The 17,578-nt window shown below is 70.0% G+C and carries 17 protein-coding genes; 2 read left to right on the top strand and 15 right to left on the bottom strand.

The window, feature by feature from the left end; all coding sequences use genetic code 11:
- Positions 1 to 22: 22 nt before the first annotated feature.
- Together ACZ7L4_RS34160 and ACZ7L4_RS34155 are read left to right on the top strand one after the other, a co-directional pair.
- The gene (locus tag ACZ7L4_RS34160) at positions 23 to 802 is read left to right on the top strand and encodes a peptidylprolyl isomerase (protein WP_450816506.1); all 780 of its coding nucleotides are present in this window, start codon (positions 23 to 25) and stop codon (positions 800 to 802) included.
- 203 nt (positions 803 to 1,005) lie between these two features.
- Complete coding sequence (locus ACZ7L4_RS34155; protein WP_472108653.1) at positions 1,006 to 2,238, top strand: DUF349 domain-containing protein; 1,233 nt, start codon at positions 1,006 to 1,008, stop codon at positions 2,236 to 2,238.
- Between the two features lie 66 nt (positions 2,239 to 2,304).
- On the opposite strand, the gene ACZ7L4_RS34150 is transcribed toward ACZ7L4_RS34155, so the two are convergent.
- The 15 genes from ACZ7L4_RS34150 to pgsA all read right to left on the bottom strand — a co-directional run bounded on the left by ACZ7L4_RS34150 (position 2,305) and on the right by pgsA (position 17,563).
- The gene (locus ACZ7L4_RS34150; RefSeq protein ID WP_450816502.1) at positions 2,305 to 4,827 is read right to left on the bottom strand and encodes a RelA/SpoT family protein; all 2,523 of its coding nucleotides are present in this window, start codon (positions 4,825 to 4,827) and stop codon (positions 2,305 to 2,307) included.
- 170 nt (positions 4,828 to 4,997) lie between these two features.
- Positions 4,998 to 5,537 (bottom strand): adenine phosphoribosyltransferase, encoded by a 540-nt coding sequence (locus ACZ7L4_RS34145; RefSeq protein ID WP_403848026.1) that lies wholly within the window; start codon positions 5,535 to 5,537, stop codon positions 4,998 to 5,000.
- A 155-nt stretch (positions 5,538 to 5,692) separates the two neighbouring features.
- The gene (gene secF, locus ACZ7L4_RS34140) at positions 5,693 to 6,829 is read right to left on the bottom strand and encodes a protein translocase subunit SecF (protein WP_472108652.1); all 1,137 of its coding nucleotides are present in this window, start codon (positions 6,827 to 6,829) and stop codon (positions 5,693 to 5,695) included.
- Between the two features lies 1 nt (position 6,830).
- Positions 6,831 to 8,585: a protein translocase subunit SecD gene (gene secD, locus ACZ7L4_RS34135; protein ID WP_472108828.1), complete on the bottom strand. Its 1,755-nt coding sequence runs from the start codon at positions 8,583 to 8,585 to the stop codon at positions 6,831 to 6,833.
- A gap of 140 nt (positions 8,586 to 8,725) precedes the next feature.
- Positions 8,726 to 9,229, bottom strand: a complete 504-nt coding sequence (gene yajC, locus ACZ7L4_RS34130) for a preprotein translocase subunit YajC (RefSeq protein WP_450816497.1) — start codon at positions 9,227 to 9,229, stop codon at positions 8,726 to 8,728.
- A gap of 164 nt (positions 9,230 to 9,393) precedes the next feature.
- Positions 9,394 to 10,473 (bottom strand): Holliday junction branch migration DNA helicase RuvB, encoded by a 1,080-nt coding sequence (gene ruvB / locus ACZ7L4_RS34125; RefSeq protein WP_385763020.1) that lies wholly within the window; start codon positions 10,471 to 10,473, stop codon positions 9,394 to 9,396.
- Positions 10,474 to 10,519: 46 nt separating this feature from the next.
- A complete protein-coding gene (gene ruvA / locus ACZ7L4_RS34120) occupies positions 10,520 to 11,131 on the bottom strand; it encodes a Holliday junction branch migration protein RuvA (protein ID WP_385763018.1) in 612 nt (203 codons plus the stop codon).
- The gene (gene ruvC / locus ACZ7L4_RS34115) at positions 11,128 to 11,685 is read right to left on the bottom strand and encodes a crossover junction endodeoxyribonuclease RuvC (RefSeq protein WP_450816494.1); all 558 of its coding nucleotides are present in this window, start codon (positions 11,683 to 11,685) and stop codon (positions 11,128 to 11,130) included. Before ruvC ends, ruvA begins: the two co-directional genes overlap by 4 nt.
- Positions 11,686 to 11,789: 104 nt before the next feature.
- On the bottom strand, positions 11,790 to 12,542 hold the full coding sequence (locus ACZ7L4_RS34110) for a YebC/PmpR family DNA-binding transcriptional regulator (RefSeq protein WP_385763013.1): 753 nt from the start codon (positions 12,540 to 12,542) through the stop codon (positions 11,790 to 11,792).
- Between the two features lie 44 nt (positions 12,543 to 12,586).
- Positions 12,587 to 13,192, bottom strand: coding sequence for a pyridoxal 5'-phosphate synthase glutaminase subunit PdxT (gene pdxT / locus ACZ7L4_RS34105; protein ID WP_472108651.1), 606 nt, complete (start codon positions 13,190 to 13,192; stop codon positions 12,587 to 12,589).
- Positions 13,192 to 14,091, bottom strand: coding sequence for a pyridoxal 5'-phosphate synthase lyase subunit PdxS (gene pdxS, locus ACZ7L4_RS34100; RefSeq protein ID WP_472108649.1), 900 nt, complete (start codon positions 14,089 to 14,091; stop codon positions 13,192 to 13,194). The genes pdxT and pdxS overlap by 1 nt, the downstream gene beginning before the upstream one ends.
- 109 nt (positions 14,092 to 14,200) lie before the next feature.
- A complete protein-coding gene (locus ACZ7L4_RS34095; RefSeq protein ID WP_472108648.1) occupies positions 14,201 to 14,746 on the bottom strand; it encodes a LemA family protein in 546 nt (181 codons plus the stop codon).
- 32 nt (positions 14,747 to 14,778) lie between these two features.
- Positions 14,779 to 15,939: a glycosyltransferase family 4 protein gene (locus tag ACZ7L4_RS34090; protein WP_385763005.1), complete on the bottom strand. Its 1,161-nt coding sequence runs from the start codon at positions 15,937 to 15,939 to the stop codon at positions 14,779 to 14,781.
- The gene (locus ACZ7L4_RS34085) at positions 15,936 to 16,850 is read right to left on the bottom strand and encodes a phosphatidylinositol mannoside acyltransferase (protein WP_472108647.1); all 915 of its coding nucleotides are present in this window, start codon (positions 16,848 to 16,850) and stop codon (positions 15,936 to 15,938) included. Before ACZ7L4_RS34085 ends, ACZ7L4_RS34090 begins: the two co-directional genes overlap by 4 nt.
- Positions 16,847 to 17,563, bottom strand: a complete 717-nt coding sequence (gene pgsA, locus ACZ7L4_RS34080) for a phosphatidylinositol phosphate synthase (protein ID WP_472108646.1) — start codon at positions 17,561 to 17,563, stop codon at positions 16,847 to 16,849. Before pgsA ends, ACZ7L4_RS34085 begins: the two co-directional genes overlap by 4 nt.
- Between the last annotated feature and the right edge of the window lie 15 nt (positions 17,564 to 17,578).

Raw genomic sequence — 17,578 nt, 5'->3', positions numbered from 1 at the left:
AGACGTACGAGGAGAAGACCCGGTGGTCAGCAAGGATCAGCGGCAGCGTCAGCTCGCCCGGGAGAAGTTCCTGCGCCAGCAGCAGCGGCGCGAGTCCGCTCGACGCAAGGCGCGCACCCGCAACACCGTGATCGCCTCCGTGCTCGCGGTGGCCGTCCTCGGCACGGGCGGCGCGTACGCCGCCGGGGCGTTCAGCGGTGACGGCAAGAAGGACACCTCCGGCGCGGAGGCGAGCCCGTCGGCCTCGCCGAGCAAGAAGGCGTCGGAGCCGAAGATGACGGTCGACAAGAAGGCCAAGTACGACATGGCCTTCAAGACGAGCGCCGGCGACATCACGGTCGCGATGGACGCGGCGAAGACCCCGCACACGGTGAACTCGTTCAAGCACCTCGCGGACAAGGGCTTCTTCGACGGGACGAAGTGCCACCGCCTCACCACCAAGGGCATCTACGTCCTGCAGTGCGGCGACCCGGAGGGCACCGGCGCGGGCGGCCCCGGATACACGATCCCCGACGAGAACCTGAAGGGGCTCGGCAAGCCGGCCAAGGACGGCTCGGTGACCTACAAGGCGGGCACGGTCGCGATGGCCAACACCGGGCAGCCGGACTCGGGCGGCAGCCAGTTCTTCCTCGTCTACAAGGACAGCAAGCTGACGCCCACGTACACGCCGGTCGGCACGATGGACGCGAAGGGCCTCAAGGTCGTCCAGGACGTCGCCGCGAAGGGCGTCACCGGCGGCTCGGGCGACGGGGCGCCGAAGCAGGCCGTCAAGATCAGCAAGGCGACGGTCGGCAAGGAGTGAGGCCACAGCGCCGCCCCACGCGCGCGTAGGCACGGAATTGTGCCGCGCTGAGTGCGGACAGTGGGGCGGCCGGTCGCCTAGATTGGCTTCGTGCGGCGCGGATTCGAGCCGCGTTGTGGAGGGCGGGCCGGGCCCGCCAGGAAACTGTGGACGATGCCCCGGGGTGGGACACCCCCGCGCAGGCATCATGTGGAGGAGGCGCTGTGAGCAGCGACCCGTGGGGCCGCGTCGACGAGACGGGGACCGTGTACGTGCGTTCGGCCGACGGCAGCGAGCGAGAGGTCGGTTCGTGGAAGGCGGGGTCCCCTGACGAGGCCCTGGCCTACTTCAAGCGCAAGTACGACGGCCTGGTCGTCGAGATCGGGCTCCTCGAACGCCGGGTGAAGACGACCGACCTGTCGGCCAAGGACGCCATGACGGCGATCGAGCACCTGCGGGAGCAGGTCACGGACGCGCACGCGATCGGTGACCTGGAGGCGCTCGGCAAGCGGCTCGACAAGCTGGTGGAGAGCGTCGAGGCCCGGCGCGAGGAGCGCAAGGTCCAGAAGGCCAAGCAGTCCGACGAGGCGCGGCACGCCAAGGAGGCGCTGGTCGTCGAGGCGGAGGAGCTGGCCCAGTCCGAGCAGTGGCGGGCGGCCGGCGAGCGGCTGCGCGCCCTCGTGGACACCTGGAAGGGCCTGCCGCGCCTGGACCGCAAGTCGGACGACGAGCTGTGGCACCGCTTCTCGCACGCCCGCTCGGCGTTCTCCAAGCGCCGCAAGGCCCACTTCGCGTCCCTCGACGCGCAGCGCGAGGAGGCCCGCAAGGCCAAGGAGAAGCTGGTCGCGGAGGCCGAGTCACTGTCGAACTCGACGGACTGGGGTGCCACGGCGGCCCGTTACCGCGACCTGATGGCCGACTGGAAGGCCGCGGGCCGCGCCCAGCGTGAGCACGAGGACGACCTGTGGAACCGCTTCCGCGGCGCCCAGGACGTCTTCTTCGCGGCCCGCAGCGCGGTGTTCGCCGAGCGCGACGCCGAGCAGGGCGAGAACCTCAAGCTCAAGGAGGCGCTCGCCGACGAGGCCGAGAAGCTGCTGCCGATCGGGGACCTGAAGTCGGCGCGCGCCGCGTTCCGCTCGATCAACGAGCGGTGGGAGGCCATCGGCCACGTCCCGCGCGACGCCCGGCCGAAGGTCGAGGGCCGGATGCACGCCGTGGAGCGCGCGATCCAGGAGTCCGAGGAAGCCGAGTGGCGGCGGACGAACCCGGAGGCGCGGGCCCGTGCGGAGGGCCTCACCGGTCAGCTGCAGGCCGCGGTCGACAAGCTGAGCGGTCAGGTCGAGCAGGCCCGTGCCCAGGGCAACAACTCCAAGGCGGACAAGCTCCAGAAGGAGCTGGACGGCCGTCAGGCGCTGCTTGACCAGGCGCTGAAGGGGCTGCACGAGTTCGGAGGCTGACGAACTGCTCTCCTACGTAGAGGGGCCCCGGCACCAAGTGCCGGGGCCCCTCTACGTAGCTGATGCTTACGGCCTGCGCGCCGACGTCACCCTGTACACGTCGTACACGCCCTCCACGCCCCGTACGGCCTTCAGGACGTGACCCAGGTGCTTCGGGTCGCCCATTTCGAACGTGAAGCGGGACGTGGCCACCCGGTCGCGGGAGGTCTGGACCGCCGCGGACAGGATGTTCACGTGCTGGTCCGACAGGACCCGGGTCACGTCGGACAGCAGCCGCGAGCGGTCGAGTGCCTCGACCTGTATGGCGACCAGGAAGACGGACGACTGCGTGGGCGCCCACTCGACCTCGAGGATGCGCTCCGGCTCGCGCGAGAGCGAGTCCACGTTGACGCAGTCGCTGCGGTGAACCGATACGCCGCTGCCGCGCGTGACGAAGCCGATGATCGGGTCGCCGGGCACCGGCGTGCAGCAGCGCGCCAGCTTCACCCAGACGTCGTCGACGCCCTTGACCACGACACCGGGGTCGGCGTTCGAACGGCGCTTGGAGCGGCCACGCGAAGGCGGCGCGCTCTCCGCGATGTCCTCGTTCGCCGCCTCCTCGCCGCCGAGGGCCTGCACGAGCTTCTGGACCACGGACTGCGCCGTGACATGGCCCTCGCCGATCGCCGCGTACAACGACGAGATGTCCGGGTAGCGCATCTCGTGCGCGAGCGTGACGAGCGAATCGCCGGTCAGGATCCGCTGGATCGGCAGGTTCTGCTTGCGCATGGCACGCGCGATAGCGTCCTTGCCCTGCTCGATGGCCTCCTCGCGGCGCTCCTTGGAGAACCACGCACGGATCTTGTTGCGCGCACGCGGCGACTTGACGAAGCCGAGCCAGTCCCGGGACGGGCCCGCGCCCTGCGCCTTGGAGGTGAAGACCTCCACCAGGTCGCCGTTGTCCAGGGTGGATTCGAGGGGCACCAGGCGTCCGTTGACGCGTGCTCCTATGGTCCGGTGGCCGACCTCCGTGTGGACCGCGTACGAGAAGTCCACCGGGGTCGCCCCGGCCGGGAGCGCTATGACGTCGCCCTTCGGCGTGAAGACGAAGACCTCGTTGCGGGAGAGGTCGAAGCGGAGGGACTCCAGGAACTCGCCCGGGTCCTCCGTCTCCTTCTGCCAGTCGAGGAGTTGGCGCAGCCACGCCATGTCGTTGAGGTGGTCGTCCTTGCCCTTGCCGGACGACTTGGGCGCGTCGGTGCGCACCTTGGAGGCGCCGGCGACGGCCTCCTGCTTGTACTTCCAGTGCGCGGCGATGCCGTACTCGGCGCGGCGGTGCATGTCGAACGTACGGATCTGCAGCTCGACGGGCTTGCCGTTGGGCCCGATGACCGTCGTGTGCAGCGACTGGTACATGTTGAACTTGGGCATCGCGATGTAGTCCTTGAACCGCCCCGGAACCGGGTTCCAGCGGGCGTGGACCGTGCCCAGCGCCGCGTAGCAGTCGCGGACCGTGTCGACGAGGACGCGGATGCCCACCAGGTCGTAGATCTCCGCGAAGTCACGGCCGCGGACGATCATCTTCTGGTAGACGCTGTAGTAGTGCTTCGGGCGTCCCGTGACGGTCGCCTTGATGCGGGCCGCGCGCAGGTCCGACTGCACCTCGTCGGTCACTATGGCCAGGTACTCGTCGCGCTTGGGCGCGCGCTCGGCCACGAGCCGCACGATCTCGTCGTACATCTTGGGGTAGAGGATCGCGAAGGCGAGGTCCTCCAGCTCCCACTTGATGGTGTTCATGCCCAGGCGGTGCGCCAGCGGAGCGTAGATCTCCAGCGTCTCGCGGGCCTTCTTCTCCTGCTTCTCGCGCTTGAGGTAGCGCATGGTGCGCATGTTGTGCAGGCGGTCGGCGAGCTTGATGACCAGGACGCGCGGGTCCTTGGCCATCGCGACGACCATCTTGCGCACGGTCTCGGCCTGCGCGGCCTCGCCGAACTTGACCTTGTCCAGCTTGGTGACGCCGTCGACGAGCAGGGCGACCTGGTCGCCGAAGTCGCGCTTGAGGGTGTCCAGGCCGTACTCGGTGTCCTCGACCGTGTCGTGCAGCAGGCCCGCCATCAGCGTCGCCGGGTCCATGCCCAGCTCGGCGAGGATCGTCGTCACCGCGAGCGGGTGCGTGATGTACGGGTCGCCGCTCTTGCGCTTCTGGCCGCGGTGCCAGCGCTCGGCCACCTGATAGGCGCGCTCGACCTGGCGCAGCGTGGACGTCTCGATCTTCGGGTCGTTGCTGCGCACTATCCGCAGCAGCGGCTCCAGGACCGGGTTGTACGGGTTCGAGCGCTGGACGCCGAGGCGGGCCAGGCGGGCGCGGACGCGGTTGGAGGAGCCGGAGCGCGCGGCCGGCTGGTTCGTGGCCGCGCGGATCGCGGGCGGGGGCGTGGGGCGCGGCTGGTTGGCGGGAGGCTTGGTGCGCGGCTGCTCGGCCGCCGTACCGCTCGGCGGCGCAGGCCTCGCCGCCTTCGCGTCCTTCTCGGGCGTGCGGGAAGGAGCCGCGGCGCGCGTGGCCTGTTCGTCATGCGTGGCGGCGGAGAGTGGCTTGGCCTCGTCTGGCAACGGCGCTCCTCGTGCGCGACGGGTCCCCCGTTCAGGTCCCGGAGAGCCCATGGTATCGATCCGGCGTCCTCGGCTCGCCCTGGGCCGACGGGACGCCTTCGTACTGGTGAAACACCAGTGGCGGGCACCGGATTCCTCCGGGCCCGCCGTCAAGGCTGTGAGCTGCGGTTTTACACCACGAGCAGGGCGTCGAGCGGCGCACCCTGAAGTGCGGATTCCAGTCGTCCGCGGCCGGGCAGAAATCCCAGTTCCATGAGGACGGCGCAGCCCGCGACCTCGGCGCCGGCCCGGCGGATCAGGTGGACCGCGGCCTCGGCGGTGCCGCCGGTGGCCAGCACGTCGTCGATCACCATGACGCGGTCGTCGGCGCCGAGGTCCTCGGCGTGCACCTCGATCTCGGCGGAGCCGTACTCGAGGTCGTACGACTGCGCGAGCGTCGCACCGGGGAGCTTGCCCGCCTTGCGTACGGGGATGAAGCCGAGGCCCGCGCGGATCGCGACGGGGGCGCCCAGGATGAAGCCGCGCGCCTCCAGGCCGACGATCTTCGTGGCGCCGTTGCGGACACAGAGCTCCGCGAGCGTGTCGGTGAGGGCCGTGAAGGCCGCCGGGTCCGCGAGCAGCGGCGTGATGTCCTTGAACAGGACACCGGGCTCCGGATAGTCCTGCACATCGCGGATGCGGCTGAGGAGCAGCTCCTTGATGTCGGTCATTTCTGCACCTCAGCGAGTATGTGAAGAGTTTTTCCAGAAGGTTCGACCGCTTTGCGGCGACCGCCAACCCTAGCAGTCGCGGCTGTCGGGATACGCCAAGGGCGCCAGGGGCCCGAAGGCTCCTGGCGCCCTTGTGACGACCGTGAGGTACCGGCTCAGCGGCGCTTGCCCGAGGGGCGGCCGCGGCCGCGGTTGCGGGCCGGCTGGTTGCGCGGACCGGTGGCCGCGGGACCGGCGCCCGCGGGGGCGGCGTCCTGCGGCTCGTCCTCCGACTCCTGCGAGCCGTCGGCCTGGTGGCCCACGACGGCCGTGTCGGCCTTCGCCGCGGCGGCGGCCCGCTTGGCGAGCACCCGCTTCTTGAGCGCCTTCATCTTCGGCTCGCGCTCCTTGAGGTCGGCGACCAGCGGAGTGGCGATGAAGATCGACGAGTACGCACCGGCGGCGAGGCCCACGAAGAGCGACAGCGAGATGTCGTTCAGCATGCCGGCGCCGAGGAAGCCGCCGCCGATGAACAGCAGACCGGCGACCGGCAGGAGCGCCACGATCGTGGTGTTGATCGAGCGGACCAGGGTGCTGTTGATCGACCGGTTGGCGACCTCGCTGTACGTCCAGCGCGTCTGCTTCTCCAGGCCCTTGGTCTGTTCCTTGAGCGAGTCGAAGACGACGACCGTGTCGTAGAGCGAATAACCAAGGATGGTCAACAGACCGATCACCGTGCCCTGCGTGACCTCGAAGCCCACGAGGGCGTAGATCCCGACGGTGATCGTGATGTCGTGGATGAGGGCGACGAGGGCCGCCACCGCCATCCGCCACTCGAAGGCGATCGCCAGATAGATCACGACGAGGACCATGAAGATGGCCAGGCCCTGCCACGCCTTGTTGGCGATCGAGGCGCCCCAACTGGGGCCCACCAGGTCGGCGTTGATGTCGTCGGCCTTGATGTCCATGTCCTTGGACAGCTCGGCCTTGATCTGGTCCGACTTGGCGGTGTCGACGCCCGCGACCTGGATGCGCAGGCCGCCCGAGCCGAGCTCCTGGACGACCGCCGGGTGACCCGAGGCGTCCGCCGCGTACTCCTCGGCCTTCTGGGCCGAGACGCTCGTCTTGGGCGTCGTGAAGATCGCGCCGCCCTCGAACTCGATGCCCATGTTCAGGCCGCGCACCCCGAGGCCGACGATGGCCGTGATGGTGATGAGGATCGAGACGCCGTACCAGATCATTCGCTTGCCGATGAAGTCGTAACCGACCTCACCGCGGTACAGCCTGGCGCCGAGATTGCCCAGCTTCGACATCTCACGCCTCCTTCGGGTCGACAGGGCGGGTGGCGCGGCGGGTGCGACGCAGCGGAGGCTGCACGCCGAGGCGCTTCGGGTCGAGGCCGGACCACTTGTGCCCGCCCGTGAAGAACTTCGTACGAGCCAGGAGCGTCATCAGCGGCTTCGTGAAGAGGAAGACCACCACGATGTCGAGCAGGGTGGTCAGGCCGAGCGTGAACGCGAAGCCCTGCACCTTGCCGACGGTCACGATGTAGAGCACCGCGGCCGCGAGGAACGACACGAAGTCGGAGACCAGGATGGTGCGCCGGGCCCGCGGCCAGGCGCGCTCCACCGCGGGGCGCACGGAGCGGCCCTCTCTGATCTCGTCCCGGATTCGCTCGAAGTACACGATGAACGAGTCCGCGGTGATACCGATGGCCACGATGGCGCCACAGACGGCCGGCAGGTTCAGCGCGAAGCCGATGGCCGGGCCGAGCAGCGTCATCAGGGTGTACGTGAGGATGCCGGAGGTGAGCAGCGAGGCCAGGGCGATGAGCGACAGGCCCCGGTAGTAGACCACCAGGTAGATGACGACCAGTGCGAGGCCGATGGCGCCCGCGATCAGGCCGGCGTCGAGCTGCTCACCGCCGAGCGCGGCGGTCACCGAGGTGACGCTCTGCTCGTGGAAGGTCAGCGGCAGGGCGCCGTAGGACAGCACGTTCGCGAGGTCCTGGGCGGACTCCTGGGTGAAGGAGCCGGAGATCTCGGCGTTCTGGCTCAGGGTGGAGCTGACGCTGGGGGCGGAGACCACGTCGCCGTCGAGCACGATGGCGAACTGGTTCATCGGCGACTGCTGGCTCTTGAGCTTGCTGGTCGTCGCCGCGAACTTCTTCGAGCCCGCGCCCGTGAACTCCATGTTCACGACCCACTGGCCGGACTGCTGGTTGATGGTCGCCTGGGACTTCTTGACGTCCTTGCCGCCCACCTCGGACGGGCCGAGGATGTACTTCTGCCACTGCCCCTGGCTCTGGCCGCAGGCAATGATCGGGTCCGTGGACTTCGCGCCCTCGTTGATCTTGGTGCGGGCCGCCTTGTCCGTGCAGTCGAGCTGCATGAACTTCTTCTGGAGCGCGGCGGTCGCCGGGTCGGTGCTGGGGCTCGGCGCGGCCTTCGCGTCGTCGCCGCTCTTCGCGGAGGCGCTCGGCGTCGCGTCGGCCTTGAGGCTGTCGGTGACGGCGCGGCCCTGCGTCGTGGCGCTGGGCGTCGGCGTGGCCGTCGACTTGTCGGTCGCCTTGTCCGAGCCGGAGGTCTTGTCGGTCGCCTTGCCGCCTGTCGAGGCGCTCGGGGACGGGGTGGCCGACTTGTCGCCCTTGCCGGCGGGCTGGCCGGCGGTCATCGTGAGCACCGGACGGAAGTAGAGCTGCGCGGTCGTACCGACCTGCTCGCGAGCCTGCTTCTCGTTCGTCCCTCGCGGGATGTTGACGATGATATTGCTCTTGCCCTGCGTCTGGACCTCGGCCTCGGAGACACCCATGCCGTTGACGCGGCGGTTGATGATGTCCGCCGCCGTGTCCATGTTGGTCTTGTTGATCGCGTTGGGCTTGCCCGGCTCGTTCTTGGCCTCCAGCGTGATGCTGGTGCCGCCCGCGAGGTCGATGCCAAGGCGCGGGGTGAACGTGCCGGAGGCGAACATCCCCCCGACGAGCGCGACCATGATGATCACGATCAGGCCCAGGGCGCGCCCCGGCTTCGACTGGGCACCTGCCCCTCGGCTCTTCTTAGGTGTGGCCACCTTCTCGTACTCCCTCTCCATCCGTCCGGCATCGGGGTTGGGTGCCAGGACGGCCATGAAATGGTCGAGAGTCCGCGCGGGTCACGCACGGACAGGAACCGCGGGGCACATCGAGCGGTCGCCCCACGGTTCCGGCCGTACTACTTCGCGTCGGACTCGCCGTCGGTCTTCTTCACCTCGGCGTCGTCGGCCTTCTCGGCCTTCTCAGCCTTTTCGGCCTCGGCGTCCTCAGCAGGCTCGTCCTTCTTGCCGAGGTCGATGCGCGAGTCGTCCGCGGCGGCGGTCTCGTCGGTCTCGGTGAGGGAGGACGCGTCGTCCGGCACGACGGCGTCGTTGGTCAGTTCGTCATCATCAACGACTTCCTCGCCGTGGACGATGCGGTTGTACTCGTCATCGGTGAGCACGGCGCCGATGGCGTTCTTCGCGAACATGAGGTGGACCCCGGGGCCGGCGTCGAGAAGGACCGCGTCGTCGTGGACCTCCTTGACCGTGGCGTACATGCCCCCGATCGTGCGGACGCCGGAACCGGGCTGCATCTCATTGCGCATCTTTGCGGCCTGCTGCTGCTTCTTCTTGGCAGACCGGGTCATCAGGAACATAGCCCCGATGAGCACAATGAACGGGAGGAGGGTCACAGGACTCACGGGTAGGAACTTCCTTCATTCGGCCGTGTCGAAAGGCGGCCGCGTCGATGATGGGGTATTACGCCGCCGCAAAGGCGACGTCGGCGGAGTCTAAGCGAGTCCGCACGGTGGGAACAACGCTCAGCATGGCACCGGGGTTCCAGCCCCGGCGAGTACGCGCGCCGTCATGCCCCGAAGAGGTCTTGTTGTCCGCCTGCCCCAGGTCTCCCTTGGGGTGCGGTGAGTCCCAGGTGGGCCCACGCGGCGGGAGTCGCCACACGTCCCCTGGGGGTGCGCGCGAGGAGTCCTTCCCTGACGAGGAAGGGCTCGGCGACCTCTTCCACCGTCTCACGCTCCTCCCCCACGGCGACGGCAAGTGTCGAAAGTCCCACAGGACCGCCGCTGAACAGCTTGAGCAGGGCTTCGAGGACGGCACGGTCCAGGCGGTCGAGGCCGCGGCCGTCCACCTCGTAGACGCCGAGGGCGGCGGACGCGATGTCCCTGTCGATCTGTCCGTCGGCCTTGACCTGCGCGTAGTCGCGTACGCGGCGCAGCAGGCGGTTGGCGATACGGGGGGTGCCCCGGGAGCGGCCGGCGATCTCGGCGGCGCCCGCGGTGTCGATCTCCACATCGAGGAGGCTCGCCGAGCGGTGGATCACCCGCTCCAGCTCGGGAGGCCCGTAGAACTCCATGTGCGCGGTGAAGCCGAAGCGGTCGCGCAGCGGCGGCGGCAGCAGCCCCGCGCGCGTGGTCGCGCCGACGAGGGTGAACGGCGGCAGCTCCAGCGGGATGGCGGTGGCGCCGGGGCCCTTGCCCACGATGACGTCGACGCGGAAGTCCTCCATCGCCATGTAGAGCATCTCCTCGGCGGGCCGCGACATCCGGTGGATCTCGTCGAGGAAGAGGACCTCGCCCTCCTGGAGCGAGGAGAGGATCGCCGCGAGATCGCCCGCGTGCTGGATCGCGGGCCCCGAGGTGATCCGGATCGGGGCGCCCATCTCGGCCGCGATGATCATGGAGAGGGTGGTCTTGCCGAGGCCGGGGGCGCCGGAGAGCAGGACATGGTCGGCGGTGGCGCCACGCGCGCGGGCGGCGCGCAGGACCAGGTCGAGCTGTTCCCTGACCTTCTCCTGGCCGATGAACTCGCCCAGGTCCTTCGGACGCAGGGCCGCCTCCACGGCCTGGTCCTCGGTGTCGGCGGACGCACCGACGAGCCGGTCGGCCTGCGGCGTCGCGGCGTCGTCGGTGGTCTCGTCCCAGTTCATGTGTGGTGCCTCGCGTTATGGGTGGGGGCGGGTGGTGGGCCGGCGGTCAGCGCGTGCGGTTGAGGGTCTGCAAGGCCGCCTTGAGGAGCTGGCCCACCTGCGGCGTGCCCTCGGTGGCCTCGGCCTGCGGGGCGACCGCGTCGACCGCCTCGTCGGCCTCGCGGGTGGCGTAGCCGAGGCCGATCAGGGCGGCGTGCAGCTGCTCGCGCCAGCCGTTGGTCACGGCCGTGCCGATGGCCGGGCCGCCCGTGCCGAGGGGCTCGCCGAGCCGGTCCTTCAGCTCCAGGAGCAGCTTCTGGGCGCCCTTCTTGCCGATGCCGGGGACGGCCGTGAGCGACTTCTCGTCACCGGTGGAGACGGCTCTGCGCAGCGCGTCCGGGCTGTGCACGGCGAGCATCGCCTGGGCCAGTCGCGGGCCCACGCCGCTCGCTGTCTGCAGCAGCTCGAAGGTCTGCTTCTCGTCGTCGTCCGCGAAGCCGTACAGGGTGAGCGAGTCCTCGCGCACGACAAGGGAGGTGGCGAGCTTGGCCTGCTGGCCGATGCGGAGCGTGGACAGCGTGTTCGGCGTGCACTGGAGGGCCATGCCGACACCGCCCACCTCGACCACCGCTGCGTCGGGCGCGAGGGCGGCGACGGGGCCGCTGACGAAGGCGATCATGCGGTACGGCCTTTCGATGCGTGTGACGGCTGTGCTGCCTTGGCCGCGTGCTGGGCCACGGCCTGCTGGAGTCTGTTCTGCGCGGGGGCGCGCCAGATGTGGCAGATGGCGAGGGCGAGGGCGTCGGCCGCGTCGGCCGGCTTGGGCGGCGCGTCGAGCCTCAGCAGGCGCGTCACCATGGCGCCCACCTGTGCCTTGTCGGCGCGGCCCGTGCCGGTGACGGCGGCCTTGACCTCGCTGGGCGTGTGCAGCGCCACGGGGATGCCGCGGCGCGAGGCGCACAGCATGGCGACGGCGCTGGCCTGGGCGGTGCCCATCACCGTGCTCACGTTGTGCTGGCTGAACACCCGCTCCACGGCGAGGACTTCGGGCCGGTGCTCGTCGAGCCACTGCTCGATGCCCTGCTCGATGGCGACGAGGCGGTGGCCCAACTCGGCGTCCGGAGGCGTCCGTACGACACCGACGCCGCGCATCGTCAACGGTCGCCCCGCGACGCCCTCGACGACGCCGACACCGCACCGGGTCAGCCCCGGGTCCACGCCCAGTACGCGCACGCCTCTCCCCCACTTCTCTCGCCTGTTCGTGCAGGCTATCGGGTGGCGCTGACAAAGCGGCGGGCCGATGGGGTGTGTCCCATCGGCCCGCCGCTGATGTCACGTCAGGCGTCGACCTTCTCCATGACCTCGTCGGAGACGTCGAAGTTGGCGAAGACGTTCTGCACGTCGTCGCTGTCCTCGAGCGCGTCGATGAGCTTGAAGATCTTGCGCGCGCCCTCCTCGTCCAGCTCGACCTGCATGGTCGGGACGAAGTTGGCGTCGGCCGAGTCGTAGTCGATGCCGGCGTCGACGAGTGCGGTGCGGACCGCGACCAGGTCGGTGGCCTCGGAGAGCACCTCGAAGGACTCGCCCAGGTCGTTGACCTCCTCGGCGCCCGCGTCGAGCACGGCGCCCAGGACGTCGTCCTCGGTCAGCTCGGCCTTGGGGACGATCACGACGCCCTTGCGGTTGAAGAGGTACGAGACCGAGCCCGGGTCGGCCATGTTGCCGCCGTTGCGCGTCATGGCGACGCGCACGTCGGACGCGGCGCGGTTGCGGTTGTCGGTGAGGCACTCGATGAGCACCGCGACACCGTTCGGCCCGTAGCCCTCGTACATGATCGTCTCGTAGTCGGCGCCACCGGCCTCGAGGCCGCCGCCGCGCTTGACCGCGGAGTCGATGTTCTTGTTGGGGACCGACTGCTTCTTCGCCTTCTGGATGGCGTCGTACAGCGTCGGGTTGCCCTCGATGTCGGTGCCGCCCATGCGCGCCGCGACCTCGATGTTCTTGATCAGCTTCGCGAAGAGCTTGCCGCGCTTGGCATCGATCACGGCCTTCTTGTGCTTCGTCGTAGCCCATTTAGAGTGGCCGGACATCTGCCTGTCTCCTTCGCGTAACCAATTTACGAACGCCAGAGATCCTACAAGGAACCCGAGGCACCCTTCGCCCGCACCATGTCCACGAACACGGCGTGGATCCTGTGGTCCCCGGTGAGCTCCGGGTGGAAGGACGTCGCGAGGGCGTCGCCCTGGCGCACGGCCACGATGTGCCCCTCGTACTCGGCGAGCACCTCCACCTCGGCGCCCACGGACTCCACCCAGGGAGCCCGGATGAAGACGCCCTCTACAGGATCGCCCTCGATGCCCCGGACGTCGACCGCCGCCTCGAAGGACTCGTTCTGACGTCCGAAGGCGTTGCGCCGCACGATCATGTCGATGCCGCCGATGGTCTCCTGGCCCGAGCGCGGGTCGAGGATCTTGTCGGCGAGCATGATCAGCCCGGCGCACGAGCCGTAGACGGGCAGCCCTTCGCGCACACGCGCGCGCAGCGGCTCCATCAGGCCGAAGAGGTGGGCCAGCTTCGAGATGGTGGTCGACTCGCCGCCGGGGATGACGAGCCCGTCGACCTCCGCCAGTTCCTCGGGGCGCCGCACCGGCCTGGCCACGGCGTCGGCCGCGGCCAGGGCGACGAGGTGCTCGCGCACGTCGCCCTGGAGCGCGAGCACTCCGACCACGGGTGTGGTCATCACCAGCCCCGGTTCGCGTAACGCTCGCCCTCGGGGAGCGTGTCGCAGTTGATGCCGACCATGGCCTCGCCGAGGTTGCGGGAGGCCTCCGCGATGATCTTCGGGTCGTCGAAGAAGGTGGTGGCCTTCACGATGGCGGCGGCGCGCTTGGCCGGGTCGCCGGACTTGAAGATGCCGGAGCCGACGAAGACGCCCTCGGCGCCGAGCTGGCGCATCAGCGCGGCGTCGGCGGGGGTGGCGACACCACCGGCGGAGAACAGGACCACGGGGAGCTTGCCGAGCTCGGCGACCTCCTTGACCAGCTCGTACGGGGCGCGCAGCTCCTTGGCGGCGGCGTACAGCTCGTTGTTGTCGTAGCCGCGCAGGCGGGCGATCTCGTTCTTGATCTGCCGCATGTGGCGGACGGCCTCGACGACGTTGCCGGTGCCGGCCTCGCCCTTGGAGCGGATCATCGCGGCGCCCTCGGCGATGCGGCGCAGGGCCTCGCCCAGGTTGGTGGCGCCACAGACGAACGGCGTCGTGAAGGCGAACTTGTCGCTGTGGTTGACCTCGTCGGCCGGGGTGAGCACCTCGGACTCGTCGATGTAGTCGACACCGAGGGACTGCAGCACCTGGGCCTCGACGAAGTGGCCGATGCGGGACTTGGCCATCACCGGGATCGAGACGGCGCCGATGATGCCCTCGATCATGTCCGGGTCGGACATCCGGGCCACGCCGCCGTCCTTGCGGATGTCGGCCGGCACCCGCTCCAGGGCCATCACGGCCACGGCGCCGGCGTCCTCGGCGATCTTCGCCTGCTCGGGCGTGACGACGTCCATGATGACGCCGCCCTTGAGCTGCTCGGCCATGCCGCGCTTGACGCGTGCGGTGCCGGTGGCGGTGTTTTCGGAAGTGGACACGGGTGACCTCACTCGGTGAACGAAGGCTTTTGCAGCACCGAGGAAACCTCTGGGGAACAGGCCACTACAAGGGCCAATGGGCAGCCGGTGGCTCCTTTTGGCCTGGGATCTAGTTGGTGGCGCGGTCCGCGAGCGCCGCCGGAGGCTCGTCGTCCATCTCGAAGGCCAGCGGGAACGGGGCGTGTCCCGCGAGCCGGAACCAGCGGACCTTGCGGTGCCGGCGCAGGGCGCGGGCCGCGCGTACGGCGTCGTTGTGGAAGCGGCGGGCCATGGGGACGCGGCGGACCGCCTGGGCGAGCTCCTCAGCGGCCTCCTCGCCGCCGGGGGCCTCCCGGACCACCTCGACCTGGTCGGGCTCGCTGAAGACGGCCCTGAGCGCCTGGCTGAGCTCGCTCTCGGCGACCTCGCGCTGCTCCTCCTCGGCCTGGCGCGCGGCGTGCGCCGCCTCGTACAGCACGATCGACGCGGCCGGGTCGAGCACGCCCGACGTGGCCAGTTCCTGGGCGACCGAGGCGCGGCGCAGGAGTTGGGCGTCGAGCGCGGCGCGGGCCGCGTCGATACGGGCGTGCAGACGGTCGAGCCGTCCCGCGGTCCAGCTCAGGTAGAGCCCGATCGCGAAGAGGGCTACGGCGATCCAGATGAGGGTGACGGTCACGGGCGGCAAGGCTACCGGGGTCGCGGCGGGGGTCAGTCCCGCGCCAAGCCGAAGCGCGCCCGCAGGCCCGTCCGCTCGTCGGCCGCCACCGCCGCCGCGCCCTGGGTCACCGTCTCGTACACCGAGAGGATGTCCGCGCCGACCGTGGACCAGTCGAAGCGGCGGACGTGCTTGCTGCCACGCGCGCGTAGTTCGGCGCGGCGCTCCGGGTCGCCGAGAAGGCGCAGGGCCGCGACGGCGAGGGTGTCCGCGTCCTCGTTGGTGAACAGCTCCCCCGCCGCGCCCTGGTCGAGGACCTGGGCGAAGGCGTCCAGGTCGGAGGCGAGCACGGGCGCGCCCGCCGACATGGCCTCCACCAGGATGATGCCGAAGCTCTCGCCTCCGGTGTTGGGCGCGACGTAGACGTCGACGCTCGCCAGGAGGCGTGCCTTGTCCTCGTCGCTGACCATGCCGAGGAACTCGACGCGGTCGCGCATCTCCTTGGGGAGGGAGGCCACCGCCTCGTCCTCGTCGCCTCGTCCGGCGACCAGAAGGCGGGTCTGCGGGCGCTCCGCGAGGATCTTCGGCAGCGCCTTCATGAGCACCGGCAGGCCCTTGCGGGGCTCGTCGATGCGGCCGATGAAGCCGATCGTGTCCCCCTGCCACTCGGCCTTGGGCTCGGCCCGCGCGAAGAAGTCGACGTCGACGCCGTTCGGGATCACGACCGCGTCGCCGCCAAGGTGCTCGACCAGGGTCCGGCGCGCGTACTCGCTCACCGCGATGCGCGCGCTGATCTTCTCCAGGGCGGGCTGCAGGATCGGGTACGCGGCGATCATGGCGCGCGAGCGCGGGTTGGACGTGTGGAAGGTCGCGACGATCGGGCCCTGCGCGGCCCAGCAGGTCAGGAGGCCGAGCGACGGGGACGCCGGCTCGTGGATGTGGATCACGTCGAACGTGCCGTCGTGCAGCCACCTGCGCACGCGCGCGGCGCTCAGGAAACCGAAGTTGAGCCGCGCCACCGAGCCGTTGTACGGGACGGGGACCGCGCGGCCCGCCGACACGACGTACGGCGGCAGGGGGGTCTCGTCGTCCGCGGGCGCGAGGACGGACACCTCGTGCCCCAGGGCGATGAGGTGCTCCGCCAGATCGCGGATGTGGAACTGGACGCCGCCCGGCACGTCCCAGGAGTACGGGCAGACGATTCCGATCCTCACGCCGACCTCTCTTCGAAATGGTCGAGGTCGGCGAGCCACAAGCGCTGCAGCATGTGCCAGTCCTCCGGATGGTCCGCGATCCCGGTGGCGAAGGCATCGGCCAGCGCCTGCGTCATGACAGACGTCTTCTCGGCCCGCGTACCTGTCTCCGGCACGTCGACGGGTGGATGGACGCGACCACGCATGACCGGCGAGTCGTCGTACCAGAGGGTGACCGGGAGCAGCAGCGCGCCAGTCTGCTGGGCGAGCATCGCGGGCCCGGCGGGCATCCGCGTGGTCTCGCCGAAGAACTTGACCTCCACACCGGAGGACGACAGGTCCCGGTCGGCCACCAGACAGACCAGGCCGCCCGCGCGCAGCCGCCGCGCGAGCGTCCCGAAGGCGGCGCCGCCGGTGTGCGGCAGCACCTCCATGCCGAGGCCCTCCCGGTAGGCCACGAACCGGTCGTAGAGGGTCTCCGGCTTGAGCCGCTCGGCGACGGTCGTGAACGGGGTGTCCAGCTTGGTGGTGACCCAGGCGCCCGCGAGGTCGTAATTGCCCATGTGCGGCAGCGCGAGGACGACGCCCTTGCCGGCGTCCAGGCCCTCGGTGAGGTAGTGGACGTCCTTGACCGAGAAGCCCTCCTGGATGCGCTGTTTGCTCCACGCGGGGAGCCGGAAGGACTCCATCCAGTAGCGCAGGTACGAGCGCATGCCCTTCCTGGAGAGCTGCTGCAGGCGCTGTGGCGTGGCATCGGGCACCACGCGCGCGAGGTTGGCCTCCAGGCGCAGCACGCCCTTGCCGCGCTTCTTCCAGGCGGCGTCCGCGATCGTGCGGCCGAGGCGCTGGGCGACCGGCTCGGGGAGCTTCTTGACGGTCCCCCAGCCGAGCCCGTACAGCGCGTCGGTGATCCGCTCCTGCGTGCCGCTCACGAGGTGGCCCCCTCCTGTGCTGCCGCCGCCGCGTCGGCCTCCGCGGACTCGCGGCGCACCGTGACGACGCGCTGGATCAGCGTGACGAGGCTGCCCACGGCGACGATCCACAGGGCGACCGGCAGCAGGTACTGGATGCCGGGCACGCCGAACTTGTGCAGCCCGGCGAAGCCCGCGGCGACGAGCGAGATGACGAGCCGCTCGGCGCGCTCCACAAGGCCGTTCACGGCGACCGGCAGGCCGATCGATTCGCCCCGCGCCTTCGTGTAGGACACGACCTGGCCGCTGGCGAGGCAGAAGATCGACACGGCGCACAGGACGCTGTCGTTCCCGCCACCGGCGTACCAGAGCGCCAGGCCGCCGAAGATGGCGCTGTCGGCGACGCGGTCGAGCGTGGAGTCCAGGAAGGCGCCCCAGCGGCTGGAGCGGCCCAGCTGGCGCGCCATGTTCCCGTCCACGAGGTCCGAGAAGACGAACAGCGTGATGACGACGGTTCCCCAGAAGAACTCACCGCGCGGGTAGAAGACCAGCGCACCGGCCACGACTCCGGCGGTGCCCAGGAGCGTGACCGCGTCGGGGCTGACTCCGCGGCGGATGAGAAACGCGGCGAACGGTGTGAGGACACGCGTGAAGAATGCACGCGCGTACTTGTTCAGCATGGCCTTCCCGAGGGTCGGTGGCCGCGCGGCCCCTCTGGCCACCGGCTGGCCCATCGTAGCCAGGAGCGC

The sequence above is a fragment of the Streptomyces sp. NPDC107575 genome (genome assembly GCF_055657265.1).
This window is presented reverse-complemented; position numbering and strand designations above follow the sequence as displayed.

Coding starts and splice junctions, on each gene's coding strand:
- secF (WP_472108652.1), bottom strand. CDS start 6,829: ATGTCGAAGCTGGGCAATCTCGGCGCCAGGCTGTACCGCGGTGAGGTC.
- ruvA (WP_385763018.1), bottom strand. CDS start 11,131: ATGATCGCCTTCGTCAGCGGCCCCGTCGCCGCCCTCGCGCCCGACGCA.
- pdxT (WP_472108651.1), bottom strand. CDS start 13,192: ATGACCACACCCGTGGTCGGAGTGCTCGCGCTCCAGGGCGACGTGCGC.
- ACZ7L4_RS34110 (WP_385763013.1), bottom strand. CDS start 12,542: ATGTCCGGCCACTCTAAATGGGCTACGACGAAGCACAAGAAGGCCGTG.
- ACZ7L4_RS34145 (WP_403848026.1), bottom strand. CDS start 5,537: ATGACCGACATCAAGGAGCTGCTCCTCAGCCGCATCCGCGATGTGCAG.
- ruvB (WP_385763020.1), bottom strand. CDS start 10,473: ATGAACTGGGACGAGACCACCGACGACGCCGCGACGCCGCAGGCCGAC.
- pgsA (WP_472108646.1), bottom strand. CDS start 17,563: ATGGGCCAGCCGGTGGCCAGAGGGGCCGCGCGGCCACCGACCCTCGGG.